Raw genomic sequence first — 26598 nt, 5'->3', positions numbered from 1 at the left:
GAGGCTCCTCATGACCAAGCTTGGCAAGTTTGAGAAGTATTTGATCGAGGAATTCTTCGACGATTATCGCGCGGGCGCCCTGAGCCAACGGACGTTTACGCGCCGTGTGGCTTTCATTACCGGGAGCATGGCAGCGGCCTCGGCGGCGATGCTGCTGGTGGGCTGCACACCGGAGGAAGTCCCGCGCAGCACAGACCCCATGCCAACCCCCAGCCTCTCGCCGTCGGGCACGGGGACCGGCACGGCGTCCCTCGGGCCCGTGCCGGGGGCCAAGAGCCCGCTCTCCGTCCCCGAGGGAGCACCCGGTCTGGTGACAGAGACGGTGCGGTTCCCCGCTGAGGGAACAGAGGTCTACGCCTATCTTGCCCGGCCGGAGGCGGGGGCAGCCGGACCGGCCGTCCTGATCTGCCACGAGAACCGCGGGCTGACTCCGCACATTGAGGACGTGGCACGCCGCTTCGCTACGGCCGGCTACGCTGCATTGGCGCTGGACCTGCTCAGCAGGGAAGGTGGCACCGCGGGCATGGACCGCGACGCGGTCCCGGGGGCGCTGACAGCGGCCGGCGCCCAACGCCATGTCGCCGATTTCACAGCGGCTTTTGATTACCTGCAGACAAGGGACTTCGTCGAAGAGGGACGGATCGCCATGACTGGATACTGCTTCGGCGGGGGCATCACCTGGCATGCGGCGACGGACCTTCCCGGGCTGAAGGCGACTGCGGCGTTTTATGGGCCCTCCCCCGACCTGGACAAAGTCCCGGCCATCAAGCCGGCGGTCTTCGGCGTCTACGCCGAACTCGACCAGCGGATCACCGGCGCCCTGCCGGCGCTGAGGGACGCCCTGGCAGCCACGGATGTCCGCCATCAGCTCACTGTTTATCCCGGCGTCGACCACGCCTTCCACAATGACACCGGGCCGCGCTACGTAGAAGCGCAGGCCACTGCCGCCTGGAATGACACGCTGGCCTGGTTCACCAAATACGTTTGAACGGTTGTTGCACAGCTTTTACCCAGGGTTTACGTGCCTCGTCTTGTGGGTCCCGGGGGCCTGAAACAGACTGGTTACACCAGATGAACCGATCTTCGTGATCGGTCGACGAGAGCACCGGGACATGGACGCAGCGATGCGTTCCGGCCTGATCCACGGTATTGACGCCGGTGGGCAGGCTCCCCAGACCGGGAGGATGGCAATGGCCGGCAAATTTGAACTGTTTGTGGATGCGGAGTCGAAGTTCCGATTCCGGCTCAAGGCACCGGACGGGACCGTGATGGCGGAGTCGGCTGCGTTCCGCGACAAGACCGCCGCCGTGGCCGGCATCGCCGCCGTAAGGGAGTGCGCCGGAACGGGGCTCATCACCGACCTGTGCTCTGAGGCAAGCGTGCAGGGCCGCGTTCAGGGATCAGCGTCCACCGGAGACTCCCCGCAGGCCCGGCACGACTGGCACAAACGCGCCGACGCTTTCCACGCCCGAGCCAAAACCCTCCGGCGGGCAGCATCTTCGCCGAGATGGACCGGTGCAGCGTACGCCGATCGGTGAATGACGGCGGTCGCGAACCCGCAGTGTTGGCTACGGGTGCGTTCCGGCGTCATACCAGCGCAGGACCCGGAGCGCCCGCAGGGTGTTCCAGCGGCTGGGGCGCCCGTCGCCGTCCTCCAGTTCGAAGTGGACCTGCCCCGGATAAGTGTTTTCCAGCAGCCAGGTACCGTCGGGCTGCCTTTTGGACCGCAGCAGCCCGATGGCCTCGGCCATGCGCGGGTCAGGCGGACCACCGGCGGACCGGAAATACTCCAGGGCACGGAGCACGTCGTAATGCCAGCGCGTCGGAAAGGACAACTCCAGCCACGCCGGGTCAATCACCCCGCCCGTGCTTTTGCGGCGGAACAGCCGCCGTTCGAGGAGATACTCCTCGCCCCGCCGTCGCGCCTCGATAGATTCCGCGGAGCCTCCCGTGGACTGCTCGTGGGCCAGCAGGCCTTCCAGTACGTTGATCGTCGTCGCGGCCGAGGAAACGACGGCGCCGTGCTCCGCCCAGCAGTTCCACCCGCCGTCGTCGAGCTGTTCGTTGACCAGCCGGGCGGCCACGCCGTCGACGTCCTGGCCGAAGTAGGCGCCGAGCCCAACGGCCATGCCGTTGATGCAGGGCTCGACCTCGCCGGTGAAATAGGGCTGTCCGCCCTCCTCCCAGCGGCAGTTGTCCCGCACCAGGGCCACGGTCCGGCGCATCTGCTCACTGTCCGGTTCGGCGCCAAAGTCGCGCAGCTGCAGGAGACTGTAGGTGGTGGCGGTCCAAGGCTGGCCCCCGTCGTCGGAATCACCACCCTGCGCGGGAAAGTACGCTCCCCCGGCCCATTGGCCGTCCGCTCCGCGCAGAGCCAGCAGCCGTGCGCCCGACCCCTCGGTAAGCACTCGTGCGCGCTCTGCGGCCACGACGTCGACGGGAGCGTCGGCAAGGTCCCTCAATGCCTGCCATCGAACAGAAGGGTCGCCAGCCAGCAGCCAGTCCAGTACGGTCATGCGCCGATTGTAAGTGCTTCCCATGGTTCCGTCACAGGGTGCGGTGCCGCCGCCGCGGCAGCGGGTGTCTCAGCTGCTCTAGCCCTCGCAGTCCACGCAGTAGAGGTGGCCGTTCTTTTCCCGCGCGATTTGGGACCGGTGCCGGACCAGGAAACAGGAATAGCAGGTGAATTCATCCTCCGCCTGCGGGATGACCTGGACGATGAGTTCCTCGGCGACGAATTCTCCGCCGGGGACGATCGAATCGTCCAGCGAATCCGTCTCGTCCAGCTCGCGCGCCACGCTGCGGGCGTCCGGAGCATTGGCAGATTGCAGTGCCTCCAAGGACCTGTCCTGCGATTCCTTGACGTCGGAACGTACTTCGTCGTAATCGGTTGCCACTGACGTAATTCTCTCTTCTTCGGATTGCGTGTCGGATAGCTGTTCAACAGACGGGACCGCTCGAGTATTCCCCCCGACGGGAAACTCCTTACGTTACGACCCGAAAGCGAGCCGGCGGCAACGGCGCCTCGATCACCGTCAGCGGGATTTAGTTTGTACATTCGTTCGATTTAAGGCTATATTCTGGTGAGTTTCTTTGGGGGGAAATTATGAACAAAGCGCAGAGGCGCGCCCATGTGGAGACGCCGTGTCGTGAATGCGGTTCGAGGGTCATACCGATCTGGAAAGACGAGCGCCCTGCGGCTTCCAGCCAGCCCGACTGGCGAGTGAGTGCCCGGCAATGCAGCCGCCAGGGATGCGTCTTCAACGACACTCAGCACTGGCTGGAGCCTTGAGGCACCACCGGCCCGCGGGCTCCCTGCCATGATAGGGCCGTGACTATCGCAAAATCGATTGTGCTGTTCGTGCTTGCCGCCGCAGCGGAAATCGGCGGCGCCTGGCTGGTCTGGCAGTCGGTCCGCGAAGGCAAGGACTGGTGGTGGGCCGGGCTCGGCGTCCTCGCCCTGGGCGCGTACGGCTTCGTTGCGACCCTCCAGCCTGACGCGCACTTTGGACGCATCCTCGCAGCCTACGGGGGCGTCTTTGTGGCCGGCTCGCTCGCGTGGGGCATGATCTTCGATGGATTCCGGCCCGACCGGTGGGACATCATTGGCTCGGTGGTCTGCCTGCTCGGCGTGGCCCTGATCATGTTTGCACCACGAAGCACCGGCTAGTGCGGAGATGCGGACTTCACCGCGCCTCCCGGCATGTCCGGTTAGAACGAGGGACTCGTGAACCCGAGGCCCAGAAGGCCGCGTCCCGCCTGCTCAAGGATGGGATCCATAGCCACGGTTGGGTGATTGAGCAGGACATTGACGTCGCGTTGGATCCGCTGAAGAGGATGCGAAAGCCGGTGGGCGCTCCCTCCTGATCCCGACATGATGAGACGCACCGCTTCAGCCGAGGCCTCCCCGCTGAGCGCGAGGGAGAGCCGGGACTGGGCACGTTCCTCGTCCGTCAACGTGGACGGCTGACGTTCATTGGAGGCAGCGACAATCCTGACGGCTTCTTGCCAATGCAACCGTGCGGTGACGACGAGCCCGCTGGCCCGGGAGAAGCGGGCCTGAGCGGCTGGTGAATCCGCCTGGCGCTCCTCCAGGGTGTTTTTGACCTTGCGCACCAGCATCTGTTCGCGGAACAATTCGACGGCGTGCTCGGCGGCCCCCAGGGCGGCTGCGGGTGCCACCATGTTCAGCAGCGTGGACATGGGCGTGTGGATGATTGGATCCGGATGGATCCGGCTGCCGGGGTTATCCGCTGCCCCCAGTAGCGCCCAGTCCACCGTTCGGTAGCCTGGGACGAACAGTTCCTCTGCCCGGATGTCATTGCTGCCCGTGCCCCGCAGCCCTGCAGTGTGCCAAACGTCCAGCAACTCGACGTCGGATATCGGGACGAGGCACTGCAACCGCGTGTTGTCGTGCTGCACTGCCAGCAGCGCCCAATCAGAATGCATCACGCCTGAGGCGAAGCTCCAAACGCCCGATATCGCGTAGCCTCCCGGGACTTTCGTGGCCACCCCCACCGGCGCCGAGGTGGCAGCCGCGAAAGGAGTGGGACTGTTTGCAAAGACTTCGTCCTGAACCTGCTGCGGCCACCGTGCCAGCATCCAGACGTGCTCGATCAGGTGCCCAACCGTCCAGGCTGTGGAGGCGCAGCCCCGGGCGAGCCGGCGGATGGCCTGGGCGTAGGTCTCGACGTCCATGCCGAAGCCCCCGACGGCCTTCGGAGAAAGCAGGTGGAAGACTCCGGCGTCCCGCAGTTCCTCGATCGTGGATTCTGGAAGGCGGCGAAAGCGCTCGGTTTCGGCGGCCCGGTCCCGCAGTCGGGGAACGATTTCGTCAATCCGGCCGAGCACGTCGTCAGGAGCGGGCGGAGCCATGATCGCCCCACGGCCGGACCCGACGCCAGGCGGCAGGTGTTCTTTGCCGTCGGCCAGACCCTGGAACGCCAGCACCTCTGCGGTGGCGGTGAACCCGTCCGGAAAACGCAGTGGAACGGTGACCCGGCTGCGCACGGTGGCCTGCGGGGCCGGCAGCCGCTGCGCCGTCGACTCGGACAAAACTGTCATTTCAGGTCCAACCGTTGTACGAACACACTCAATCCCATTCCACAATTACTTGAAGATTCAAGTTAACGTTAGCGCGCGTCATCCCGGGTTGCAAGCGATGTGACGCCGGGTGGCGGCGGGGAGTCCGGACCGGGGCTCTCCGCCGTTTACCTGTGCGCTACTGGAGGGACGCGGTCAGGCGGGCCAGGTTGTCGAACACTTTCTGGGCCACGGGCCGGCGGATCCAGTCCTCCAGCTGCAGTTCACGGCTGTTCACCCGGTAGGCGTCCTCGATCCCGCGGATTGCATCCACAAACTCCCGCCCCTGCGCCAGAACCGAGACCTCCATGTTGAGGCTGAACGAGCGGACATCCATGTTGCTGGACCCGATCACCGCGACCTCCTCGTCGATGGTGAAGTGCTTGGAATGCAGCACCTTGGGGGCCTTGTAGAGGTAGACCCTGACGCCGGCGCGGAGCAGCGCCTCGTAGTACGAACGCTGCGCGTGATACACCATGCTCTGATCGCCGACCTCGGAAACGAAGAGCTCGACGCTGAGTCCCCGGGCGGCGGCCGTGACGATGGCCATCAGGATGGATTCGTCCGGCACGAAGTACGGACTGGTGATGCTGACACGGCGCTCCGCTTTATGGATGAGCGCGGCATAGAGCTTGAGATTGTTGTCGTTGTCGAAGCTGGGGCCGCTGGGCAGCACCTGTGCGTCGATGGTCGCAGACCCCGGGTCGGGGACTCGGGACGGCGAATCCAGCGGCAGCAGCACCCCCGTTTCGCTGTACCAGTCTGTCGCGAAGACCGCATCCAGCTCGCGGACAACGGGCCCTTCGAGACGTACCATCAGCTCGTGCCACTGAAGCCCGCGTTTGAGGTTGCCTTTTTTGAGGTAACTGGCGTCGATGACATTCTGCGATCCGGTGAATCCGACGTGTCCGTCGACGACGAGGATCTTGCGGTGGTTGCGCAGGTCGGGCCGCTGCCACTGCCCATGGAACGGCCGCAACGGCAGCATGGGGTGATATTCCGCCCCGGCGTCCCGCAGGTACTTGATGGTTTCCTTGCGGCCAGGGAACATGATGCCCGCCAAGTCATCGGAGAGCACTCTCACCGCGACGCCCCGCGCCTGTGCCCGTGCCAGCGCCTGGAAGAACGGCTCCGTGGTTGAATCGAGGACAAGGATGTAGAACTCCACGTGGACGTAGCTGGCCGCCGACTCGATCTCCGCGATCATGGCATCGAAGGTGCCGTTGTAGTCGGGCAGGAGTTCGGCGCTGTTGCCGCTGACCATGGGGAGCGCCCCCAGATTGCTGTTCAATGCCACCATCGAATGCAGCCAGTCGGGCCAGTCAAGGCCCTTGCTGATCAGCGGACTCCCCTCCGTCCGCGCCAGGACCAGGTCATTGACCTCCCGCTGTTTGTCGCGGCGGTGCTTGGGCAGCTTCGAGTTTCCAACAAAGAAAAAGGCGACCGCACCGAGCAGCGGTATGAAGATGATGGCCAGCACCCAGGCAATCGCCGACGACGGGCGACGGTTCATGGATACGAGGACTGCTGCCACCCCGACCAGGAAGATGTGGGCCGCCAGCGCGAGCAAAGCGATGGTCTCGGGGTCACTCAGGAATTCGCGCACTGGCACCTAGGTCCCTTCTCCCGGGGAATTAGCGAATGTCCTTCTGATAGGAGGGACCACAGGCGCCGTCAGACCAATGCCCTGTTCTTGATCCTCGCGAACTCATCCGCGCTGATGGTTCCGGCGTCCAGAAGAGCCTTGGCTCTCGCTATCTCCTCGGTGGGGCTCGCCGACGAAACCCTCCGGATATAGGAATCCGCCTCTTCCTGGTCCCGCCGCGCGCGTTCTATCGACCGTTCCGCCATCCCGTCGCCACGGGCGGCCAGATATACCAGCAGTGACACGAAGGGCATGAAGCACAGGAAAAAGATCCAGACCGCCTTCCACCACCCGTTCAATTTGTGATCGCGGAACAGGTCACCGATGATCGCAAAAACTCCAAACAGATAGGCAAAGAATACGCAGGCGGTGAAGAACCACCAGAAGATATCCCAGAAGTTTTCCCAGAAACTCATTTCGGCTTTCCTGCTTTCAAATGTTGCCGTGTTTTGTATCAGCGCAGCGTGGCTCCCGCGCGGGACTGGACCAATCCCACCGGAGAGTCCCGGACCTTAGCACTTGGCTGCAGTTCCGAAGTCGCCAAGTGAGGCTTGGACCTTTGCTGCTTCGTCCAGCAAACCAGTGGCCTGTATGACAATTCTTGGCGCCCCGCCGGTGACCGCCATCATCCCCGGGGAATGAAATCCCGTACCGGCCGCCAGGCCGGACGTTTCAGACAATCCCCCGCTCGGCGGCGGTCTTCAGGGCATCGCGCCGCCCCGCCGCCCCGAGTTTGCGGTAAATGGACCGTTCGTGTGTCTTGACAGTGTTCACCGAAATGTAGAGCGCCTCGGCGATCTCGGCCGCAGTCATCACTGAGCGCATGTAGGCCAGGACCTCGCGTTCCCGGTCAGTGAGGGTCCAGTAGGACCGTGTCCGCAGCTGCGGGTGATCCTGCGCGTGGCGTGCCATCCGGGCCGCGACAAAAGACTCATGCGTGGTGCCCCACACGGCGTGCCGAATCAATAATTCTGCGATATCCACCCGCCGCTCGGTGAAAGGTCGCAGGACGGACTGGGGCTCGGCACGATAGACCGCATGTTCTATCCGCTCGTGCGTGGTGGCCTCATCCTTGTTCCCGTGGGCCAGGAGCGCCTCTGTCAGGCTCATGCTCGTGTCGAGGTAGTGGTTGCGGTGTGGCTGGGTCAGTTCGCTTGCGCAGCGCTGGGCCGCGCTGACCTCGCCGCCGCGACGCAGGAGTTCTGCGAGCAGCGTGTCCACCAGGGGCGCGTGCCCGCCTGCACCCATCGGCTCGACGACAGCCAACGCGCCGTCCAAGTCCCCTTGTGCTTCGGCGAGCTTCGCCCTGGCAATGGTGTGAAAGTCGTTCCACGATACGCCGTACAGCCCTCGATCGTGGACGGACTCCAGCGCAGCGCTGGAGTCGGCAAGATGCGATTCGTCGCCGGAGGCACAGTCAACCAGAACCTGGTAGACAACGGCGAGCGCGCCGAGGGCGGACAACTTGTTCGCCAGGCGCAGGGCCTTGACGAGGTGGGCCCGCGCCCCCTTCAGCTCGTCCCGCCAGTAGTACGCAATGCCGCGGGCCAGCCAGGCGGCCGCCATCCGGTCCTGCGAACTCCAGCCGCGGGCATCCGCCCTCTCCAGCGCCTGCGTTGCAAGTTCGTCGGCAGTGACGAGGTCGCCGGCGATGGCGTACGCCAAAGCAATTTCCGCACCGGCGCAGACTTCCGCCTGCTCCAGTTGCTGATTGCCGCGGTCGCCCAGTACCGACTCCAGCAGTGCTGTTGCCTGTTGTCCGCTGCGGTGCAGCCGGAACTCGGCCTGGGCGAGCAGGAACATGCCTGTCGCGGAGGTGGCGGGCTGATCCTCGGCATGGAAACCGGGAGTTACCCGTCCGTCGACGACCGGGAGGCGCACGTCCACCCTGCCGGTGGCCGGCAACGGCTCGAAGAGGCGACGGCGACTGTCCAGCATGTCCCGCCGCGCGGCGTCCAGGTCGGCGGTACGCGCCATCGCACGTTGACTGAGTTCCGAGGCCCCGGCCCCGTCGCCCTCGAGGTCCCGGCAGACCGACCTGATCATGAGCATCTCGGCGTCTGCGTTCCACGGCGCCGGGAGGTCGAGACACAATTGCTCAAGGGCTGGTGCGCCGTTCCGGAGCAGGAACTCCAGCCAGTGTGCTCCGATGGAAACGACAGCATGGCGGGGCGCCTGCCCCTGCAGCGCTTGGTGCACGCACTCGGAGACATCCGTGTCCTGGTAATACCGCGCCGCGATGCGGTGAAGTCTTTCGGCGAGAAGCGGGTCCCTCCGTTCCTGTATCCGGCGGCATTGCGCCGCGAACAGGGAGTGCCACCGGTACATGGATTCACCGTCGCGGTATTCGTGCTCCTCGATAAACAGGCCGTTGCGGAGGCAGGACTCAAGGAGCAGGCCGCCGTCGGGCTGGCCGTGAAGTTCGACGGCGAGACGGCGGCCCAGCCATTCGCATGTCGTGGCGCGCAGAACAAAGTCCGCCAGCGGCGGGTCGAGCTGGTCCAGTATTTCCTCGGCGATGTAATCCGAAAGCGGCAGGTTCTCGGAGGGAGTATTGGTGCACCGGCCTGCTACGTGACGGTCCTGCGCCAGGGCGGTGAGGCTTGCATGGACGGCGACCGGCCATCCGGCAGTCAGCCGCCAGAGAGTTTCGGCATCGAACGACGCGTCTTGTCCAAGCGAGGAGGCAACCTGGGCAACTTCATCCCGCGTTAGGGCGAGTTCCGCAGCGCCCAATCGCCCCAGACCTTCCCCGAACCTATGCCGTTCCAGCTGAATGGGAGGATGGCCCCGCCCGGCAAGGATCAACCGAAGGGTGGGCGGGGCTGACGCGGCGAGGACCCCGACGATCCCAGCCGCCAACTCGGGCCCGGCCAGGTGGACATCGTCGATGACCAGCGCCATCGGCTCTGTGAGTTGTTCGAGGGCACCGAGCAGGAGGTCGTAGGACGCCGCACGGTCATCCGCGAGGCTCTGATCCAGGGCCAGCAGCGCGTTGTTGCCGGGCAACGGGAGCTGGCCCGCGGCAGCCTGGATGGAACCGACAACGCCTTGGAAAAGCCGTGCCGGCTGGGCATCGAAGCGGTCGAGGGACAGCCAGGCGCAGGGCAGATCGCAGTTGCGGGCCCAGTCACCCAAAAAGGTGGTCTTCCCGTACCCGGCCGGGGCGGCGACCACGGTCAGCCGGTGGGCATCAGCGGCCGCGGTCAAAGCGCCGTCCAGCCGGGGCCGCTCCAGGGCCCCAAGACTGCGCAATGGTGGACGGGCCTTGGACTGCGGACCTGGCACAGATGCAGGCACTCGAGTCTCTCCCACGTCCTCATCGTAGGAGCGTGCATAAGGGTCCAACAGGGGCAAAAGGTCCTTGCGCGCGGGACTTCTGAGCCAAAATTCGGGCCGGGCCAGCGGCGCCGCAGGGCCCGGGAAATGTTTTGCCTGCCCGGGGGTACCATCAGTCATGGCCGCTAAGCAGGGGAGCCGCAAAGAACCGGTCTTTGTCCGGGAACTGGATAAGGCCGCCAGGCGCCACGTTTTTGTGGTGGCTGTTTTGCGGCTGGCGGTTTTCGTCGCAATTCTCCTCTTCTTCTACTTCGCCATTCCCGTAAGCGGGTTCAATGAGAACAACCCGGCCGCGGCCTGGATCCGGCTCGGGGTCGTCCTGGTCGCATTTCTGGCCGCCTTGGCCATTCAATTGCGGATGATCATCGCGGCCGAAGTTCCCCAGATCCGCGCGGCCGAAGCAGTCGTTGAGACCGTGTTAATGTTTCTGTGTCTTTTCGCTTTGCTGTACATGTCGATGTCGACCACGGACTCCTCGGCCTTCACCGAACCGCTGAGCCGGGTGGATGCCTTGTACTTCACGACCGTCACGTTCGCGACGGTCGGGTTCGGTGACATTACCCCGGTGAGCCAACTCGCGCGGGCCGTCGTTACGGTTCAGATGATCGCCGGTCTGGGCGCCCTTGTCCTGGTTGCCAAAGTCGCCTTTTTCGCGGCGGGCCGGCGTCTGGGCGGGTAATGCCGGTTGCTCACCCCGAACGGATGAGCTTTGGACCCGTGCGTTGACGGCAGCTGGCGGTGGAATGGCCTGGCCCCGGAAAATCAGGTTCCGACGTCGGCTGCGGCCATCCTGACAAGCACCCCGGCCGTGGGCCCTGTCCCCGGCGGCCGCTCCGCCGCAGGCGAAGTTCTGTTTAGCGCGTCGACAGATCACCCTGGGTGGGTGGGGTCGGGCCCGCACGCCACGTGGACAATGAAAATTGTCACGACTGCCCGCGCGGGAACAGGAGCCTCAGATGAAGATCGGCCCATTGGAAGTGATTATTTGTGCCTTTCCGAAACCGACCATTGACGCCACCGTCATCAAGGCACTCAGCGAGACGGTCAAGTCCGGCGCGGTGGCCCTGGCTGATTTGGCCCTGGTAAGCCGGGATGGGCAGGGCGTAGTGCACGTCCGTGACTTGCAGGATGACCTCCCAGCGGCATGGACCGGCATGATCCGTGATTCCAGGCCGCTGACACTTCTCAACGACGCCGACCTTGGGCTGGCGGCGGAGACGATCGGACCCAACGAAATAGCACTCGTCGCCGTCGTCGAACACCGTTGGGCACAGCGACTTTCAGAGGAGGTGCGGCGCTCAGGTGGGGTGACGGCCCTGCAGGCGAGAATCCCGCAGGAAGTTGCAGTCGTCGCCATCGAAGCAGATGGCGTCACCACAAGCTGAACGGGATTCACCGACAAAAGGGACCTTCTCATGCCATTTGCCAGAAGCGGCCGCCCCGGGTTGCTCGGAACGGTTTCCCGAACGACTGCGATTTCGGGCACCCCACAAGTGGCAGCCGCCGCCAGCCGCCGCGCAGCGCCGGGTGACCAGGAAACAGCCCTCCAAAATGCTGGGGCAGGCAACGCAGCCCCGAGTGCCCGAACCCCGCCCGTACTGCCAACGCCGGCCCCTCCCCTGCCGTCGGGCGGTGGAGAACTGGCTGAGCAGCTCTCCCGACTCGCCGACCTGCACGGCGCGGGCCTTCTCACTGACGACGAATTTGCTGCAGCGAAAGCCCGGCTCCTGATGTGACAACAGCCTGGAAAAGCCAGGCATTACTGACCGCAAAACCAAACGTTGGAGGTGGTTCCCGTGTCGCGATTACGTAGCCTCGCGGACGCTAATCGGGCGGGGTGCGCTGATGTCACTCCATGATGACTCCCGGATCCCCGGCAGCCCGGAGCAGGACGAAATACTGCGGCTGCGCGCCGAAGTTGCCCGGCTGCAGCTCGAACGGGACGAAGCCACAAAGACCAACCTGCGGCCTCCCGGAACGGGAGCGGTCTTGGCCCGCCGGATTATCGCCGTCGTTCTTGTGGTTCTGACCGCCGTCTTGGCTTGCGCCACTGTCCCTGCCCTCTATCTGCGCAGCGAGGTCCTCGATACTGACCGCTACGTGGCCACAGTCGCACCACTGGCCTCGGACCCTGCCATCCAGGCCGAGATCGCCAACAAGGTCACCACCCAGATCACTGAGGCGGTGGACATCCAAGGCATCACCCGGGATGCAATGACGGAGCTCGGCAACGTCGCACCCCGCGCCGCGGCGGTGATCACCGGACTGGCACCGGCCATTGCTGAGCAGGCCAAAACCTTGATCCATACCGCCGTGTCCAGGTTCGTTGCCAGCCCGCAGTTCCAGGATCTGTGGATCCAAGTCAACCGGGTGGCGCACCAAGGACTCATCAACCTCGCGACGGGGAACACCGGCGGCACCCTCAGCCTCGACGAGAGCGGCACGGTGACGATTTCCACCAAGGAGATTATTGCCCGGGTCAAAACCCTCCTTATTGAGCAAGGGGTGGACATAGCTACCAGGATTCCGGAAGTTGACGCGCAGATCACCCTGCTGCAGTCGCCGGAACTGGCCCGGGCCGCCGAGGCCATCAGAACGCTGGACCGGACTGCCCCGATACTGGCCTGGCTTACGGTGCTGAGCGCACTCGGCGCGATTGCGGTGGCGCCCCATGGCTGGAGGCGGCGTACAACGAGCCGGGTTGGGTTGGCAGTGGCAGTGGCCATGGCAGTGCTGGCCCTCGGACTTGCCATCGGGCTGAATATCTTCCTCAGTTCGATCCCGTCGGCGACAGTCTCCCCCGCTGCGGCTCAAAGCCTCGTTGACACCCTCCTGACACCGCTCCGAACCGGCATACGGTTTGTCTTCGTGGTGGGTTTGCTCATTGCCGTAGCCGCTTTCCTGAGCGGTCATTCCCGGCCGGCGGAGTTTGTCCGGGACGGCCTGGCGCGGGCCGGAGACTACGTGACCGGAAAGGTCGGCGCCGGGCAGGCCAAACCGTGGCAGCACTGGCTGGCCCGCTACCGGCGGATCCTGGAGGCCGTCATCATCGGTGTAGCCGTGCTGGTCCTCATCCTCTGGCAGTACCCGACGGCGGCCGTGGCCATCTGGACGGCAGTCCTGGCCGGGCTGGCGATTCTACTGATCGAACTCCTGTGCCGCCCTGCCGTTGTTGCAGGCCATGCAACCGGAGCAGGGCCGGTCGCCGAACCGGTGGCCGAACCGGTGGCCGGCGGGCCGTCTGAGGACTTAAATCCAACACGCCCTCTCCCCTGACGAACCGCCAGCGCCGGCTGTTTACCGTGACGCTCAGATGCCCCGGGGTGGTTGACACGGCCCGTCCCGGGGTGCTGACGCGGTCCTTAGCGCTAGGCGACTGACGGCGAAAATGCGAACAGGTCCTGCCCCGCCCCATGCACCACAACGCAAGTGGACTCCGGCACTTCCTGCCACGCCCCGCGAAGATCCCCCAGCGGTTCGGATACGACCAACCGGGTATCGTCGGACAGATCGTGGAGCAAGGGGTTGTCCGGGTACTGGGCGCGAAGGGTAGCGATGTCCGTACTGTGGAAGAGTGACCGGGGATTTCCCTCGCTGGCGTAGCGGAATGCCCACGTGGTGTCGCCGTCGGTAGTTGCCACCGTCATCTGAATCGCGTGTTCGATGCCGTGGCGCCGTCCGACGTCCTCGATGAGTCCAACCGCTGCAGCGACGGCCGCGCGGGGGTCCTTCTCCAAGCCGAAGGTGAGCGCGAGGAAGAAGAACATTTCCGAGTCCGTCGATCCCTCGATTTCGGGATAGAGGCTGGGATCGACGGCCATGGCCAGGTCACGCTTCACCTTGGGAAAGTCGGTGAGGACGCCGTTGTGCATCCACAACCACCGGCCGTGGCGGAACGGGTGGCAGTTCGTCTGTTGAACCGCAGTGCCGGTCGTGGCCCGGATGTGTGCGAAGACGCGGCCTGCCGATGCCTGCCCTGCGAGCTCACGCAGGTTGCGGTCATGCCAGGCCGGCTCCGTGCTGTGGAAGACGCCGGGAAACGGCGCGGACCCATACCAGCCGACGCCGAAGCCGTCCCCATTGGTGGTCTCGACCCCCATGCGTGCGTGTTTGCTCTGCATCACGAGCGAATTGGCGGGCTTGTACAGGAGGTCATCCAATCGCACGGGAGAACCCGAATACGCGAGCCAGCGGCACATGTCATTCTCCTTTTACTCAGGCGGGAATTCCACACGATTCCATCACTGGCCGGGCGGCCGCGCATCACTCCCCGCGGGTGACTCGTCCGCGTGCCCAGGGTGTCGAATCACTGGCGAAGCACACGCTGCTTGAGCGCGGCGAACTCTTCCGCCGTCAGCACACCCTCATCCATCAAGGTCTTGGCCTGGGAAATTTGCTCCGCGGGGTTGGTCCCGGCCGGCCGGGAGGCATAATTGTCGACGTCGTCCCTCGCCACATCGCTCCTGGCAGCCTGACGCAGGGACATGGACTGCCCGAAGGCAATCAGATAGGCCAGACCGCCGAAGACGGGCAGGAAAATGAGGACGAGTACCCAGACAGCCTTGCTCCATCCGGTGCGCGTCGAGTCGGAGAAGATGTCCTTTACGATGAGGAACAGCACCACAAGGTACGAAACGTAAAGCAGAAACGAAATCATCAGCCAGAAGTAGTCCCAGAAATTCATGCCTGTTCCTTTCAGCCGTATGGGCTTGGTTCACACACCCCGTTCAGCGGGCAGCCGCCCCGACCGGACGGCTTGTTCCAGCGCTGCATGGTCGGCTTCCGTCTGGTCCGCCGCGTTCATTTCCTCCAAGGCAAAGGAACCCTTGATGCCGCGGAATTGGCGGATGTAGAAGTCCCGTGGCTTGTTCAGATGTTCGCTGGCGGGCCTTCTTCTCTTCGGTCCTGGTTCGTTCGCGGGCTGCCGACTGCCGGGCTGCCAGAAATTCTGCGTCCACCTGAACGTAGTAGCGTTCGGTCGCCGTTTGACGTCGTTCGGGGCTCGCTAAAAGACCGAAATTGGCCGGGTGCGCGTCGCCGCTCGCAATGTGGGTGTGACCGGTGACGGGCGAGCCGGCCACATCATGCGCCATGACAGCTGCGGCATCTCGGTTGAAGGAAAACGGTGTTTCCAGCATCCGTCCCACACGCACCGGAACGAGGTCCGCAAGACGGGTGGCATGCTGACCTTCCAGGATTCCGACGGCGTCCCGCTCCGGCAGCTCTGTGGCGCGCATGACCGCATCTTCCCACAATCCTTTGCCCGCCGGAACAGTCCTCCGGCCCCCGATGCTGCCCGCTTCCCGGGCGTGGTGGGGACCGGACCAGCTGGCCCCGGTTGTGGGCCCGGTACGTGGCTGAAGCGCCCCGATATCACCCCCGGCGGGTGATCCACGCGCCCGGCCCGGGGCTAACGATGGACTTACCTGCCGGTGACCGGGCTGCCAGGCGAATGCCCATCTGAGAGGGGCCTCCAATGTCGAGACCACAACCAGTCCTCGCTCGATTGTTCGCGCTCGGTGCCGCAGCTGCGCTTCTCGCCGGCTGCACCACGACCAGCCCTCCAGCGGCCACCTCCACCCCGCAGGCGACGACGTCCAGTCCGCAGGCCACCGTTTCGCCTGTCTGCGCTGCCGCCGATGCCTATGCCGACGCCCTGACCGGCTTCAAGGACACCCTCCAGCCGGGTGCCACGGTGGAGCAGGTCCGCGCGGCACGGGACCAGGTGGTGAAGACCTACGACGATCTGGTCTCCGCGATAGGGAGCGGGACCCGGCAGCGTGTGGACGCCGTCCGGTCCGCCGAAGACAAGTTCGCTTCAGCCGTCAACGACATCGACGACGACGCGACACTCACCGAGGCGGCCGACTCCCTGCGGGACGAAGCCGCCAACATCCAGGCCGCACTGAGCGACCTCGTGACTGACGTCAACTGCTGAAGCCCGGAATTTCCGGGCGCCTCCCGCTGACGCCATTTTCAAGTAGCCCTGAGTAAACGCACAAGCCGCGTCAATCGAAAGTAGGGATGCCGAGTGAATTTCTGGGAAAACTTCTGGGAAATCTTCTGGTGGTTCTTTTTTGTATATGCAATTTTCGCCTTCCTGTACGCGCTTTTCATGGTCATTGCGGACCTTTTCCGGGACCATCACCTCAGCGGCTGGTGGAAAGCCGTCTGGATTGTCTTCCTGGCCTTCGTGCCTTTCCTGACGATACTGGTGTACATGATTGCCCGCGGCAAGGGCATGACCGAGCGGGCCATGGAACGGTCACGACGAAACCAGGAGACTGCTGATGCCTACATCCGCCAGGCAGCCTCTGCGACCCCGACGGAGGAGATCGCCAAAGCCAAGGCCCTCCTGGACTCCGGAACCATCAGCCCTGACGAGTTCCAAAGGATCAAGACAAGGGTCATGAGCTGACGCGGTCCTGCTAACAAGGCCGCCGCGTTTGTAGACGATATCCGGGCCGACCGAAGGAGGGCTCCATGGGGCCGGAACCAGCGGACCCATCTCCACGTCCAGTCCTCCCCCGCTCTGCGATTATTCTGCTCACCCTGGCCTGCGCGACGGTTGTGGCTTTCGGCATTGCCGCGATGCGAGGGGTTGTCACCCCGGTGTTCTTTGCTTTTGTGCTGACGCTCTGCGTTCATCCCCTGCGGCGCTGGATGCAAGGGCACGGAGTGCCCCGGGGTCTGGCCACTGGATCCACCATCGCGGCCGTCTTCGCCCTGCTGGCCGGCTTCGCCGCAGTGCTGGTTGCCTCGCTGGCGCAGTTCTCCGCATTGTTGCCGCAATACGCTCCCCAAATTGCCGAACTGGGCGCCTCCATCACCCAGCGGCTGGAGTCAGTGGGCTTCGGCCCCGAACAGACGCAGGCAGTCGTTGACGGTTTCACTCCGGGGCGCATCATCGGATTCCTCGCGGGAGTCCTGGGGAACATCACCAGCATTGTGGGCGGCCTCGTGGTGATTTTGACAATGCTGATCCTCATGGCGGTGGACGGCTCCCGCGTACCGGCCCTCTTGACCCATCTGAACTACCACCGGCCGGACCTGGTCACCGCCTTCAACGGCTTTGGCGGCGGCGTCCGCCGGTACATGATCGCCACTACCGTCCTCGGAGTGGCCCAAGGCCTCTTCAACTGGCTGGTCCTGGTTATTTTGCAGGTCCCGGGTGCCCTGCTGTGGGGGCTGCTGTCATTCATTTGCAGCTTCATTCCGAACATCGGCTATTTCATCGCGATCATCCCGCCCCTTTTCTTCGGTTTCCTCACGGGCGGATGGCCGACCGTCCTCGCTGTCATCGTGATCTATGGCGGGATCAACAGCGTCATCCAGTCCATCATCCAGCCCAAGTACGTCGGCAATGCCGTGGCCCTCAGCGAGACACTGACGTTCGCCTCCGTGTTGTTCTGGGCCCTCATCCTGGGGCCCGTCGGCGCCATCTTAGCCGTACCGCTCACCCTCCTCGCCCGCACGATCCTCCTCGACTCCGACCCGGCCATCGCCTGGTGGCGGCCACTGACAGGAGACAAAAAGGACCTTGAGGCACTCCTCAAGCAGGAGGACGACGCGATCCGCGCCCGCCGGGCACGGCGGGCATCCGGCGACCCGGGCACCGGCAGCGCACCGAAGGCATAAGATGCCGCCGGTCATTTCCGCGGGCCAGGTGACGACGTGCTGAGCCTCATCCCCAGCCTGGTGCTGTTCGCCCTGGCAGGGGCGATCAGCACCGTGCCCGTAAGCATCACCATCATGATTCTGCTCTCCCCCGAGCCACGCCGCGGCGCAGTGCCCTTCCTGGTTGGCAGCGTCGCCGGGTCATTCATTGTTGTCGGCTTGTCGGCCGTCGGGCTGCAGTTCCTGCCGGGTACGCCGCGATGGAAGCAGGACGAGCTCCTGGCGTGGCTCGGCTTCCTGGCCGGTTTCTTCCTGATTGCCTACGCCGTTTACCTTTTCGGGCACCGAGGCCAGGGTGACAGCGCTGTACTGGGCAAAATGAAGACGAGGTTCCAGTCCGCACGCCCGTGGGAATTCGTGGTCCTGGGGCTGGGGCTGAATCTCCGCCCCAAGGCGATCCTCCTGGCGGTTTCCGCCGGTGCGGTGATCAGCGTCCGGGAACCGCCGCTGCTGCAGGGAATTTTGATCGTTCTCGCCTATGCAACGGTCACGCAGTCAGCAGTCGTCGTGCCGATCGCCGTATGGATGCGCTCCCCGGAGCGGGCCGAAGTGCCGCTGACCGCCATCTACACGTGGATGCAGCAAAACGGCCAGACGATTGCGGCGGTCGCGACACTGGCGATCGGCGTGTTCATCGTCGGCTACACGTTCGTCCAGCTCTGAACGGTCCTTTCGGTACCGTTCAGAGCTGGACGCCGGGCTGCGTGTCCTCAGACCAGGACGCTGCTTTTGATCTTTTCAAACTCGTCAGGGCTGATGGTTCCGGCATCGAGAAGGGCCTTGGCTTTGGCAATCTCTTCGGTTGGGCTCGCAGTGGCCACCTGGCGGATGTACGCATCCGAGGCTTCCCGGTTCTGGCGGGCCCGTTCCCTCGCCCTCTCGGTCATGCCCTTGCCGCGGGCAATCAGGTACACCAGCACGCCCAGGATGGGCAGAAAGGCCAGGAATACGATCCAGACGGCCTTCAACCAGCCGTTCAGCTCCCGGTCGCGAAAGATGTCACCAATGATGACGAACAACGCGAACAGGAATGCGAAGAATGCATACACATAAATGAACCACCAGAAAATATCCCAAAAGTTCTCCCAGAAACTCATTTGGTTTCCCTACTTTCGTTTGATGCCGCTGCCAGTGGCGGATATAAACATTTTCTGCCCGGAGTTCCGGTGAATTCCTCATCCGCTGGGGGTGAATTCACCGGTGAAGACGGCCCGCAGAAAACTCAACCCAGGATCGCGCCTTCCCCGGCACCGGAGGGCTTGGGATCTGGAAGCCTCATCATGCGGAAGGACGTGACCAGCCCGGCGAGGCCGGCAAGTATCGGCACCAACAGCGCGATCTGGAGGGCCAGGGGCCGGGCCTCGGTGTTGATGCGGACAATTTCGTTCGCTACGTCCTCCGGCTGGCCGGCAAGGAGGCTTTCGAGCTGCTCATCGCTCATCACCTGCGCGTCCTGTTCCAGGCTCTGCGAGACCTGCTGCTGCTGGTCGGGCGCGAGCACCGTGCTGGAAGTCGCCATGCCGATGAAGATGGAGGAGAGCGACGCCAGCATGATGCCGCCCGCAAAGGCGAGCCCCAAAGACAACCCGAACGAACCTGACGCCGAGTTCACGCTGGCGGCCTCGCTGACCCGCTCGTCCGAGATCGGGGACAAGGTGTAGTTGTTGAGCTGGGACACCAGCAGCCCCAGGCCACATCCCGCGATGATCAGCGGCGCCAGCAGCCACCAGCCGGAGTCCGCACGCGGCACGATCGGAACCAGCACCACCAGGCCCACGATCAAGAGCAGGAATCCCCACCGGATGAGGCTGGCCGGGCGGCGATTCCCGGCCCTCTTACCGGCGAGCATCGCGACCGCGAACATCGTGAGCGAGAGCGGCGCAATCGACAATCCTGCCTGCATGGCGTTGTATCCGAGCACCATTTGAAGGTAAATGGGCAACACGATCATGGTGCCGCCGAGGGCGACCTGCTGGAGCATCTGTCCCGTGGCCCCGAACCGGAAGCCTTTCGACTGGAAGAGGTCGGGGTCCAGGAGCGTCGCCTTTCCGTGGCGCTTCCGCCGCGCGAGCCAATAGATCAGGCCGCCCAGCCCGACGGCGCCCACGGCCAGGAGCGCCCCCACGGATTCGCCGCCCTCCTGCCAGACCAGGATGCCCAGCACGATACCGCCCATGCCCACGATCGACAGCAGTGACCCAACGAGGTCCAGTGACCGGGACCCCTCGAACGGCACGTCGCGAACGAGCTTGATGCCGGACAGCACCACCGCGATGATGACGGCCTCAAGCATGAAGGCGACGCGCCAGGACAGGAACGTGGTGATGAACCCGCCGAGCAAGGGCCCAACGGCCGCGGCGATCGCAGCCGAGGCGCCGACCAGGGCGTAGACCCGCTTCTGCGCCGCTCCCTCGAAATTGCCGTGGATGAGGGACTGCATGGCGGGCAGCAGGAGCGAGGCGCCCAGGCCGCCGATCACGGCCCAGAAGATGATGATCGGGAGGAGGCTCTGCGCCATCGTCATCGCCACGGCGCCGATGGCATAACAGACCAGGCCGATCACGTAGGCGCGCTTCCGTCCGATCAGGTCGCCGATTTTGCCGCCGATCAGGATGAATGCGGCTGACACCAGCGCTTCGAGCGCGATCGCTGACTGGAGGCCGCTGACGGTCGAGCCGATGTCCTTCACCACGGCGGAGATTGAAACGTTCATGATCGAGGTGTCGACGACCAGCACAAACATCGCCATCGCCAGCAACAGCGCGAGTCTGCTGTTGAAGGGCTCCGCCGCGGTGCCGCCGCCGTCCGGCTTTTTCATTTCTCATCGGCTCCCGGGCTTGTCGGATAGGCTGCTCCCCCCAAGCTAGCCACTTGGTGTGGCGGGCAAATCATTCCCGGCGGGTGACCTTCCAGCCAGGCTGCTAACCCTGCTGGTCGTCGCGCCCCTTGTTCGCGGCGGCCTCTTCCGCCTCCACGGCGCGGTAGATGTTGCCGTGGATTCGCTCCGCGCCGATCCGCTCGATCACCCCGTCCCGTGCCAGGGTGGCCCGGACGGCGGGTTTCAGCCGGGCCAGGCGCAGGGTGACGCCGGCCTCCCGGGCGAGGTCCGCGATGTCCGCCATCTTCGCGGCGCCCTGGGAGTCGACGAAATTGATCCCGCCGCAGTCCAGGACGATTCCGGTGAGACCGGGCGTCGAGTGGATCGTCTCGCGCAGGCGGTCCTCCAGTGCGTCCGCGGTGGCGAAGAAGAGTCCGCCGTCGAACCGGATCACGGCCACCCCGGGAATCACCTCGTCACCGGGGTGCTCATCCACTTCGCGGAAGACCTGCGTGCCCCGTTCCCGTCCGAGAGAGGGCATCTCCGGGTGGGTGGCGACACCGACGAGCCAGATGAGCGAGAGTCCGATCCCGATGATGACGCCTGCCAGCACACCGAAGATGAGGGTGCCGATAATGGCTGCGACGGCAATCCAGAAATCAAACTTTTGCACCCGGGCCAGCCGCCGCATCTCCGGCAGGTTCATCATGCCCATGACAACGGCTTCGATGATCAGCGCCGCAAGCACCGGCTTGGGCAGGTTCGAGAACAGCGGCGCCAGGAACAGCAGCGTGAGCAGGACGGTGGCACCGGACGTGAGCGAGGCCAGGCCGGTTTTCGCCCCGGAGTGGTCGTTGAGCGAACTCGCTGACAGGCTCGTCGAGACGGGCATCCCCTTGAAGATTCCCGCGGCCATGTTGGCGAACGACTGCGCAATGGACTCCTGGTTGATGTCAATCTGGTACCGGTGCTTGGCGGCGAACGCCCGCGCGTCCCCCGCCGTCTGGGAAAAGCCGATCAGGACAAGCGCCACCGCCGCGAGGGCCACCGTTCCTGCGTTGTCCCACATCAGCTGGCCATCCGGGAGTTCCGGCCCCGGCAACCCGCTGGGCACATCGCCCACCAGGGCCACCCCCTTGGCCCCGAGATCGAACACCGCCGCCGCCAGCAGTCCGCCCACCACCAGGACCAGGGCGCCGGGGACCCTCGGCGCGATCGCCTTCAGCCCGAAGACCACAACGAGCGAAACAACCCCCACGATGACGGTCGTCTGCTGTGCCTCGCCCAGGGTTCCCAGCCACGACCGCAACTCCTGGATAGGGTTCGAACCGGTGACCTCTGTCCCGGTGAGCTTCGGGAGTTCCCCGATCACGACGTCGATCGCCGCGCCAAAGAGGAACCCGGTGACCACGGCCCGCGAGAGGAACTGCGCAATCCAGCCCATCTTCAGGACGGCAAGCAGCAGGAACAGGATGCCGGAGGCGAGGGTGATCCCCGCTACGAAGGACGCGGTATCCTGCTCGCCGGTGATGCCGGCCGCGAGCACCGCGCTCGCGGCGACCGCCGCTAGTCCGGAACTTGGGCCCATCGAAATCTGCCGGCAGGAGCCGAATATCCCGTACACGATTGCGCCGGCCGCTGCCGCATAGAGGCCGTTCTGCAGCGGGATCCCGGCGATCCCGGCATACCCGAGGTTCTTGGGAACGATCAGGGCCGCGACTGTCACCCCGGCGATCAGGTCGCCTCTTAGCCAGGCGCGGTCGTAGGTGCGGAGCTGGCCTGCGATGGGCAGCCCGGTCGGCCGTCCCCGCTGCAGTTTCTTCATGCCTCGTCCCGCCTGTCGCTGTCTCTTCAGGATTCCGCGCTCTTCAGGATTCCGCGGCGGCCCTGTCTGTTCCGGGTGCAGCAGTGTGGCCGGCCGTGTCGGGGTGCTGGATCTGCGGGCGGGCCGGCGGGATGGCCGTGAGCTGGTCGGCGTCGACAGCGGCGAGGTTGCGGATCAGGACGATCAGCCAGGCGAAGACCAGCGAGGCGGCGATGAGCTCGACGGCGGTGAGGTTGTAGTAGCCGACGGGGAAGTACATCACCACGGCGAAGGCGATGACCGCCAGGAACACCAGCCCCAGTACGTTAAACGCCGCAGGGATCGCGGGAACCAGCGAACGCATGCGGACAATCAGGGTTCCGAATACCACCACCATGCCGGACGCTGCCGCGGTGTGGAGCCAGAATTGCTCATCGACGGGGAACAAGCCCACACAGGCCAGGAGAATTCCGATGAGGATGATGCCGACTTCCAGCTGGCGCACCCGGCGGCGCGAGGACGCGGTACCTGCCGTCAATTCGAGTGTCTTGGTGGAGTAGCCGGCCAGGGTTGTCACCACGATGCCGGCGACGATCAGCGTCACATTGAATGCCACCCCGGAGACGTCGGAGCTCATGCCGAGGGCGCTGAGGTTTTCCTGCCACCACTGCGGGTCTTCTGCGGTGAGCATGCTCGTCAGTACACCTGTGACGAGGAAAACGGCCAGGAGCGCGGCGAGCCGGTAGGCGTTCATCGTGACTGCCGACAGGTACGCGCCGTAGGCACTGATGGCTCCGGTGACCCCGACGAGGATTGCCGCAGCCACGGGGTACAGCACCGCGCCCACGAACGCGCGCTGGAAGATCGAGAACAGGGCCAGCCAGCCGAGCAGGAAGATGCAGGCATGGGCCAGAGCGAGTGCGGCGATGTCTATGTTATGGCGGGTTCGGCTGCCCGCGGCGGGCTGTGATGATCCCGGCCCCCAACGTTGCAGGGAACCGATCACCACGGCCGCGGCACCGAGGACCGCCGTCCCGAGCGCAGCAATATCGCCCACCGAACCCCGTCCGGACAAGGCAACAGGTTCCCGTCCGACCAGCAGGAAAGCGACCAGGCCGAGGAGAAGGAAGCCGGCACTGCCGATAACGAGCGCCCGCGACTCGGCTGTGACCGCACCATGTTTCTTCAGGGTTATCATCGCGCTCACTCGCTTCGACTGGGCTGTCGGGATCATGGAGTTCCGCCTCAACGGCGGCTCGTCCTGCTCATGAGACGCCGCGGGGCGTGGTCCGTTGCCGGGGTACCCCAACGCTACGACTGCCCCGGCCGGGTGCCGTCACCCGGAAAGGATGAAACCCCCGGCCCAAACCTCCAAGTGGACCTCAGATATTCCTCCCCGTTTTCGGCATTCAAGGTGTTGAATAGTACTAGGTCCACGGCGCTGCTGAACGTTGTTGGTGTTGGACCGAATGCGTCTACTTGCCGGAGCATGGGGTCCGGTGTGAGACGGGGTCGGCGACGCTTGAGAGCCCTCTGAGACCGGGGTTCTCTCCCCCAGCCGTCGTCGGCCCCCTGGCCTTCCGGGAACGAAAAAGGGGCGGGCCTGAACCGTTCGGTTCGGGCCCGCCCCTTTTCCTGGACCGCTCGCTGGGAACGTCCTAGCGCCCTGCGCCGTCGGCCTTTACGGCGAGAACCGGCCGGTCGGCCTGGATCAGGATGCGTTGGGCATGGCTGCCCATGATGAACTTGCCCACCTGGGAGCGGTGACGGAGTCCGATGACGATCAACGAGGCGTTGACCTCCCGCGCTAGCTCCAGGAACTCATCGGCGAGATCGTGCTGATAGGACGGCTGCAGCACGGACGTTCTGACACCGGCATCCTGAGCGCGCTTCGCGGCCTCCTCAAGGAGCCCGGCAGTGGCCACGGCCTTGTCCACCAGGGCACCTTCCCGGGCCGAATTGACGATGACGAGATCTTCGTTCCGGCGGGTTGCTTCCGCGATGCCGGCCGTGAGCGCCGCCTCCCCTGCGGGTGTGGGGACGAATCCGACAATGATGCTCATACCTTCTCCTTGATGTTTTCAGGGGCGGGCACTCCGGGGGCGGAGGGCTTGCGCTTGGCCAGCATGGTCCGGATGCCCGGAAGGACGGCGACCAGCACGAAGGCGATGAGCAGCGTCGCCGAAATCGGGCGGCTGAAGAACCCCGTCGCGTCGCCGCCGAAGACCAGCAGTGAACGGCGCAGTGAGCTCTCCAGCAGGGAGCCGAGGACGAACGCCAGGACCAGCGGTCCCGGTTCGAAACCGAACTTCTTCATCAGGTAGCCAACGATGCCGAAGACCACCACGAGCGTGACGTCGAACATACTGTTGTTGATGGTGTATGCGCCGAGCAGCGTGATCAGGGCGGTGACGGGTGCCAGGATCGCGGCGCGGACCCGGAGGATCTTCACGAAGAGTCCGACGAGCGGCAGGCTCATGATCAGCAGCAGGATGTTGCCGATATACATGGAGTTCACCACGCCCCAGAACAGTTCGGGGTCCTGCTCCACGAGCTGGGGCCCCGGCGTCACACCCTGGATCAGGAGTGCGCCGAACATCAGGGCCATGGTGGCGTTGGCGGGGATGCCGAGGGTCAGCAGCGGAATAAACGACGAGGTGGCGGCAGCGTTGTTGGCCGTCTCCGGTCCGGCAACCCCCTCCGGCGCGCCTTTTCCGAAGCGTTCCGGCTGCTTGGCCCGCTTCTTTTCCATGGCGTAGGAGGCCATGGAGGCGATCGTGGCGCCGCCGCCGGGCAGGATTCCCAGGAAGAACCCGAGGACCGAGCCCCGGCCGATAGCGCCGGATGCCTGCTTCAGGTCCTTGCGTGAGGGCCACACGTTCGTGACCTTGGACGGGGCTTTCGCCGCCCGGTGGCGTTCCTCGAGGTTGTAGAGGATTTCTCCCAGGCCAAAAACGCCCATGGCGATCGGCACGAAGTCGATGCCGTCCGCGAGCTCCAGGCTTCCGAACGTGAAGCGGCTTTCGCCGGTGAAAATATCGCGTCCGACCGTCGCCAGCAGCAGGCCGAGGGCCGCGGCGATGAGCGCCTTGGTCTTGGCGCCGTTGCTGATGGTCGCCACCAGCAGGATGCCCAGCAGGGCCAGGGCGGAGTACTCGGCGGGTCCGAAGTCCAGGGCGAAGCTCGCCACGACCGGGGCCAGGAAGGTCAGCCCGATGATCGAGGCCGTGCCGCCGACGAAGGAACCGATGGAGGCCAGGCCGAGGGCGGTGCCGGCCTTGCCCTGTTTGGCCATCTGGTAGCCGTCAAAGACGGTGACCACTGAGGAGGCCTCGCCGGGCAGCCGCAGCAGCACCGACGTGATGGTGCCGCCGTACTGGGCGCCGTAGAAGATGCCCGCCAGCATGATGATGGCGGTCACGGGCTCAACGTTGTAGGTCAGCGGGAGCAGGATGGCGATGGTTGCCGCGGGCCCCAGACCGGGCAGCACCCCGATCAGCATGCCGATGACGACGCCGATGAGGCAGTACAGGAGGTTGGTGGGCTCCAGGACAACGGCGAAACCGTTAATCACGGGATTCAGAAAATCCACGGGGGTGCTCCTAGAAGAGGTGGGGAATGGAGGTGTTGAGCGCCAGGACGAAGATGCCGTAGAACGCACCGACAACAATCGCGCTGACCAGCAGCGTGGAGCGCCAGGTTTCGCCGCCGAGGAACCGCATCCAGATCACGCACAGGACGAGGGCGGGCAGTTCAAAGCCGATGACCGGCATCAGCGCCACCATGGCGGCGAGCGTGACCAGACCGGTGAGCGGCGCCAGAGACATCCGGGTGAACTTTTCCGCATCCCGGTTGTGCCGGCCGATGATCAGCTGGAACAGCCCCAGGGCTACCATCACGCAGCTGATGATGAACGGCCACAGACCGGGCTGGGGTGCCGCGGGGGTACCGAGGCCCATCGCCAGGGACAGGATGAGGGCGCCGAGCCCAACGGCGATTACCACCGCTGAGGATGCCGCATTGGCCCGCAGCCCGGCGGCGGGCGGCTTCTCCTCCTCCCACTGCGCGGCCAGCTGCTCGGGTGTCAGGTCGTCCTCGCCGCCGTTCGCAGCGCCGCCCGGAAGTCCGCCCGCGACGCCGCCGGCCGGTGCGACCGGAAGTCCGTCGGGGCCGTGCCCGGCGGAAGGGGCGTTCCCCGCTCCGCCGGGCACAGCGTCTGTCGTCTTCACTCGG

27 protein-coding genes are annotated in these 26598 nt (G+C 64.9%); 11 read left to right on the top strand and 16 right to left on the bottom strand.

The genetic code is table 11. The annotated features are described in order from the left end of the window. Positions 1–10: 10 nt before the first annotated feature. Together ABIC21_RS11240 and ABIC21_RS11235 are read left to right on the top strand one after the other, a co-directional pair. Positions 11–988, top strand: a complete 978-nt coding sequence (locus tag ABIC21_RS11240) for a dienelactone hydrolase family protein (RefSeq protein ID WP_354350485.1) — start codon at positions 11–13, stop codon at positions 986–988. A 202-nt stretch (positions 989–1190) separates the two neighbouring features. Further along, positions 1191–1538: a YegP family protein gene (locus ABIC21_RS11235; RefSeq protein WP_354350484.1), complete on the top strand. Its 348-nt coding sequence runs from the start codon at positions 1191–1193 to the stop codon at positions 1536–1538. A gap of 30 nt (positions 1539–1568) precedes the next feature. Here ABIC21_RS11235 and ABIC21_RS11230 read toward each other — a convergent pair whose 3' ends face one another. Further along, positions 1569–2516, bottom strand: a complete 948-nt coding sequence (locus ABIC21_RS11230; protein ID WP_354350483.1) for a hypothetical protein — start codon at positions 2514–2516, stop codon at positions 1569–1571. A 78-nt stretch (positions 2517–2594) separates the two neighbouring features. After that, positions 2595–2897 (bottom strand): DUF4193 domain-containing protein, encoded by a 303-nt coding sequence (locus ABIC21_RS11225; protein WP_354350482.1) that lies wholly within the window; start codon positions 2895–2897, stop codon positions 2595–2597. A gap of 434 nt (positions 2898–3331) precedes the next feature. Between ABIC21_RS11225 and ABIC21_RS11220 the strand changes: the two genes are divergently transcribed. Continuing rightward, a complete protein-coding gene (locus ABIC21_RS11220) occupies positions 3332–3670 on the top strand; it encodes a YnfA family protein (RefSeq protein ID WP_354350481.1) in 339 nt (112 codons plus the stop codon). Positions 3671–3711: 41 nt separating this feature from the next. Here the strand turns inward: ABIC21_RS11220 and ABIC21_RS11215 are convergent, their stop codons facing one another. The 4 genes from ABIC21_RS11215 to ABIC21_RS11200 all read right to left on the bottom strand — a co-directional run bounded on the left by ABIC21_RS11215 (position 3712) and on the right by ABIC21_RS11200 (position 9982). Next, positions 3712–5064 (bottom strand): acyl-CoA dehydrogenase family protein, encoded by a 1353-nt coding sequence (locus ABIC21_RS11215; protein ID WP_354350480.1) that lies wholly within the window; start codon positions 5062–5064, stop codon positions 3712–3714. A gap of 157 nt (positions 5065–5221) precedes the next feature. Beyond that, positions 5222–6688 carry a cardiolipin synthase gene (gene cls, locus ABIC21_RS11210; RefSeq protein WP_354350585.1) on the bottom strand — a complete coding sequence of 489 codons (1467 nt, stop codon included), beginning with the start codon at positions 6686–6688 and terminating at the stop codon, positions 5222–5224. 68 nt (positions 6689–6756) lie between these two features. Beyond that, complete coding sequence (locus ABIC21_RS11205; protein ID WP_354350479.1) at positions 6757–7143, bottom strand: SHOCT domain-containing protein; 387 nt, start codon at positions 7141–7143, stop codon at positions 6757–6759. Positions 7144–7399: 256 nt separating this feature from the next. Beyond that, complete coding sequence (locus ABIC21_RS11200) at positions 7400–9982, bottom strand: LuxR C-terminal-related transcriptional regulator (protein ID WP_354350478.1); 2583 nt, start codon at positions 9980–9982, stop codon at positions 7400–7402. 202 nt (positions 9983–10184) lie between these two features. Here ABIC21_RS11200 and ABIC21_RS11195 point away from each other — a divergent pair, with 202 nt between their 5' ends. The 4 genes from ABIC21_RS11195 to ABIC21_RS11180 all read left to right on the top strand — a co-directional run bounded on the left by ABIC21_RS11195 (position 10185) and on the right by ABIC21_RS11180 (position 13342). After that, a complete protein-coding gene (locus ABIC21_RS11195) occupies positions 10185–10745 on the top strand; it encodes a potassium channel family protein (RefSeq protein WP_354350477.1) in 561 nt (186 codons plus the stop codon). A 277-nt stretch (positions 10746–11022) separates the two neighbouring features. Beyond that, a complete protein-coding gene (locus tag ABIC21_RS11190) occupies positions 11023–11451 on the top strand; it encodes a DUF6325 family protein (RefSeq protein WP_354350476.1) in 429 nt (142 codons plus the stop codon). 30 nt (positions 11452–11481) lie between these two features. Then, on the top strand, positions 11482–11802 hold the full coding sequence (locus tag ABIC21_RS11185) for an SHOCT domain-containing protein (protein WP_354350475.1): 321 nt from the start codon (positions 11482–11484) through the stop codon (positions 11800–11802). A gap of 109 nt (positions 11803–11911) precedes the next feature. After that, the gene (locus ABIC21_RS11180; protein WP_354350474.1) at positions 11912–13342 is read left to right on the top strand and encodes a hypothetical protein; all 1431 of its coding nucleotides are present in this window, start codon (positions 11912–11914) and stop codon (positions 13340–13342) included. A 92-nt stretch (positions 13343–13434) separates the two neighbouring features. Here ABIC21_RS11180 and ABIC21_RS11175 read toward each other — a convergent pair whose 3' ends face one another. The 3 genes from ABIC21_RS11175 to ABIC21_RS11165 form a co-directional block, all read right to left on the bottom strand. Further along, a complete protein-coding gene (locus ABIC21_RS11175) occupies positions 13435–14265 on the bottom strand; it encodes a class II glutamine amidotransferase (protein WP_354350473.1) in 831 nt (276 codons plus the stop codon). 107 nt (positions 14266–14372) lie between these two features. Beyond that, entirely contained in the window at positions 14373–14750 is a 378-nt protein-coding gene (locus tag ABIC21_RS11170; protein WP_354350472.1) for a PLDc N-terminal domain-containing protein, read from the bottom strand. A gap of 43 nt (positions 14751–14793) precedes the next feature. Next, positions 14794–15303 (bottom strand): DUF2252 family protein, encoded by a 510-nt coding sequence (locus ABIC21_RS11165; RefSeq protein WP_354350471.1) that lies wholly within the window; start codon positions 15301–15303, stop codon positions 14794–14796. 239 nt (positions 15304–15542) lie between these two features. On the opposite strand from ABIC21_RS11165, the gene ABIC21_RS11160 reads away from it, so the two are divergent. From ABIC21_RS11160 to ABIC21_RS11145, 4 genes are all read left to right on the top strand, one after another. Next, the gene (locus ABIC21_RS11160; protein WP_354350470.1) at positions 15543–16004 is read left to right on the top strand and encodes a hypothetical protein; all 462 of its coding nucleotides are present in this window, start codon (positions 15543–15545) and stop codon (positions 16002–16004) included. A 93-nt stretch (positions 16005–16097) separates the two neighbouring features. After that, on the top strand, positions 16098–16484 hold the full coding sequence (locus ABIC21_RS11155; protein WP_354350469.1) for an SHOCT domain-containing protein: 387 nt from the start codon (positions 16098–16100) through the stop codon (positions 16482–16484). A gap of 65 nt (positions 16485–16549) precedes the next feature. Further along, positions 16550–17704, top strand: a complete 1155-nt coding sequence (locus tag ABIC21_RS11150; protein ID WP_354350468.1) for an AI-2E family transporter — start codon at positions 16550–16552, stop codon at positions 17702–17704. A gap of 36 nt (positions 17705–17740) precedes the next feature. Then, complete coding sequence (locus ABIC21_RS11145; protein ID WP_354350467.1) at positions 17741–18406, top strand: GAP family protein; 666 nt, start codon at positions 17741–17743, stop codon at positions 18404–18406. Between the two features lie 47 nt (positions 18407–18453). Here the strand turns inward: ABIC21_RS11145 and ABIC21_RS11140 are convergent, their stop codons facing one another. From ABIC21_RS11140 to ABIC21_RS11110, 7 genes are all read right to left on the bottom strand, one after another. Next, positions 18454–18840 carry an SHOCT domain-containing protein gene (locus ABIC21_RS11140; protein ID WP_354350466.1) on the bottom strand — a complete coding sequence of 129 codons (387 nt, stop codon included), beginning with the start codon at positions 18838–18840 and terminating at the stop codon, positions 18454–18456. Positions 18841–18965: 125 nt separating this feature from the next. Next, on the bottom strand, positions 18966–20561 hold the full coding sequence (locus ABIC21_RS11135) for an MFS transporter (RefSeq protein WP_354350465.1): 1596 nt from the start codon (positions 20559–20561) through the stop codon (positions 18966–18968). Between the two features lie 103 nt (positions 20562–20664). After that, positions 20665–22386 carry a SulP family inorganic anion transporter gene (locus ABIC21_RS11130; protein WP_354350464.1) on the bottom strand — a complete coding sequence of 574 codons (1722 nt, stop codon included), beginning with the start codon at positions 22384–22386 and terminating at the stop codon, positions 20665–20667. A gap of 43 nt (positions 22387–22429) precedes the next feature. Further along, positions 22430–23572: a hypothetical protein gene (locus ABIC21_RS11125; protein WP_354350463.1), complete on the bottom strand. Its 1143-nt coding sequence runs from the start codon at positions 23570–23572 to the stop codon at positions 22430–22432. A gap of 451 nt (positions 23573–24023) precedes the next feature. Beyond that, the gene (locus ABIC21_RS11120; protein WP_354350462.1) at positions 24024–24428 is read right to left on the bottom strand and encodes a universal stress protein; all 405 of its coding nucleotides are present in this window, start codon (positions 24426–24428) and stop codon (positions 24024–24026) included. Then, positions 24425–25957, bottom strand: coding sequence for a tripartite tricarboxylate transporter permease (locus ABIC21_RS11115; RefSeq protein ID WP_354350461.1), 1533 nt, complete (start codon positions 25955–25957; stop codon positions 24425–24427). The genes ABIC21_RS11120 and ABIC21_RS11115 overlap by 4 nt, the downstream gene beginning before the upstream one ends. 10 nt (positions 25958–25967) lie before the next feature. Further along, complete coding sequence (locus ABIC21_RS11110) at positions 25968–26594, bottom strand: tripartite tricarboxylate transporter TctB family protein (RefSeq protein WP_354350460.1); 627 nt, start codon at positions 26592–26594, stop codon at positions 25968–25970. Between the last annotated feature and the right edge of the window lie 4 nt (positions 26595–26598).

The organism is Pseudarthrobacter sp. PvP090 (genome assembly GCF_040547365.1).
Lineage (GTDB): Bacteria > Actinomycetota > Actinomycetes > Actinomycetales > Micrococcaceae > Arthrobacter.
The sequence above is the reverse complement of the archived record's forward strand: the minus strand, read 5'-3'. Positions and strand labels throughout refer to the sequence as shown.

What these genes read in the sequence shown, in the direction of transcription:
- ABIC21_RS11240 (WP_354350485.1), top strand. Translation starts at nt 11, where the DNA reads ATGACCAAGCTTGGCAAGTTTGAGAAGTATTTGATCGAGGAATTCTTC.
- ABIC21_RS11235 (WP_354350484.1), top strand. Translation starts at nt 1,191, where the DNA reads ATGGCCGGCAAATTTGAACTGTTTGTGGATGCGGAGTCGAAGTTCCGA.
- ABIC21_RS11230 (WP_354350483.1), bottom strand. Translation starts at nt 2,516, where the DNA reads ATGACCGTACTGGACTGGCTGCTGGCTGGCGACCCTTCTGTTCGATGG.
- ABIC21_RS11215 (WP_354350480.1), bottom strand. Translation starts at nt 5,064, where the DNA reads ATGACAGTTTTGTCCGAGTCGACGGCGCAGCGGCTGCCGGCCCCGCAG.
- ABIC21_RS11205 (WP_354350479.1), bottom strand. Translation starts at nt 7,143, where the DNA reads ATGAGTTTCTGGGAAAACTTCTGGGATATCTTCTGGTGGTTCTTCACC.
- ABIC21_RS11195 (WP_354350477.1), top strand. Translation starts at nt 10,185, where the DNA reads ATGGCCGCTAAGCAGGGGAGCCGCAAAGAACCGGTCTTTGTCCGGGAA.
- ABIC21_RS11190 (WP_354350476.1), top strand. Translation starts at nt 11,023, where the DNA reads ATGAAGATCGGCCCATTGGAAGTGATTATTTGTGCCTTTCCGAAACCG.
- ABIC21_RS11185 (WP_354350475.1), top strand. Translation starts at nt 11,482, where the DNA reads ATGCCATTTGCCAGAAGCGGCCGCCCCGGGTTGCTCGGAACGGTTTCC.
- ABIC21_RS11180 (WP_354350474.1), top strand. Translation starts at nt 11,912, where the DNA reads ATGTCACTCCATGATGACTCCCGGATCCCCGGCAGCCCGGAGCAGGAC.
- ABIC21_RS11175 (WP_354350473.1), bottom strand. Translation starts at nt 14,265, where the DNA reads ATGTGCCGCTGGCTCGCGTATTCGGGTTCTCCCGTGCGATTGGATGAC.
- ABIC21_RS11170 (WP_354350472.1), bottom strand. Translation starts at nt 14,750, where the DNA reads ATGAATTTCTGGGACTACTTCTGGCTGATGATTTCGTTTCTGCTTTAC.
- ABIC21_RS11165 (WP_354350471.1), bottom strand. Translation starts at nt 15,303, where the DNA reads ATGCGCGCCACAGAGCTGCCGGAGCGGGACGCCGTCGGAATCCTGGAA.
- ABIC21_RS11160 (WP_354350470.1), top strand. Translation starts at nt 15,543, where the DNA reads ATGTCGAGACCACAACCAGTCCTCGCTCGATTGTTCGCGCTCGGTGCC.
- ABIC21_RS11150 (WP_354350468.1), top strand. Translation starts at nt 16,550, where the DNA reads ATGGGGCCGGAACCAGCGGACCCATCTCCACGTCCAGTCCTCCCCCGC.
- ABIC21_RS11140 (WP_354350466.1), bottom strand. Translation starts at nt 18,840, where the DNA reads ATGAGTTTCTGGGAGAACTTTTGGGATATTTTCTGGTGGTTCATTTAT.
- ABIC21_RS11135 (WP_354350465.1), bottom strand. Translation starts at nt 20,561, where the DNA reads ATGAAAAAGCCGGACGGCGGCGGCACCGCGGCGGAGCCCTTCAACAGC.
- ABIC21_RS11130 (WP_354350464.1), bottom strand. Translation starts at nt 22,386, where the DNA reads ATGAAGAAACTGCAGCGGGGACGGCCGACCGGGCTGCCCATCGCAGGC.
- ABIC21_RS11120 (WP_354350462.1), bottom strand. Translation starts at nt 24,428, where the DNA reads ATGAGCATCATTGTCGGATTCGTCCCCACACCCGCAGGGGAGGCGGCG.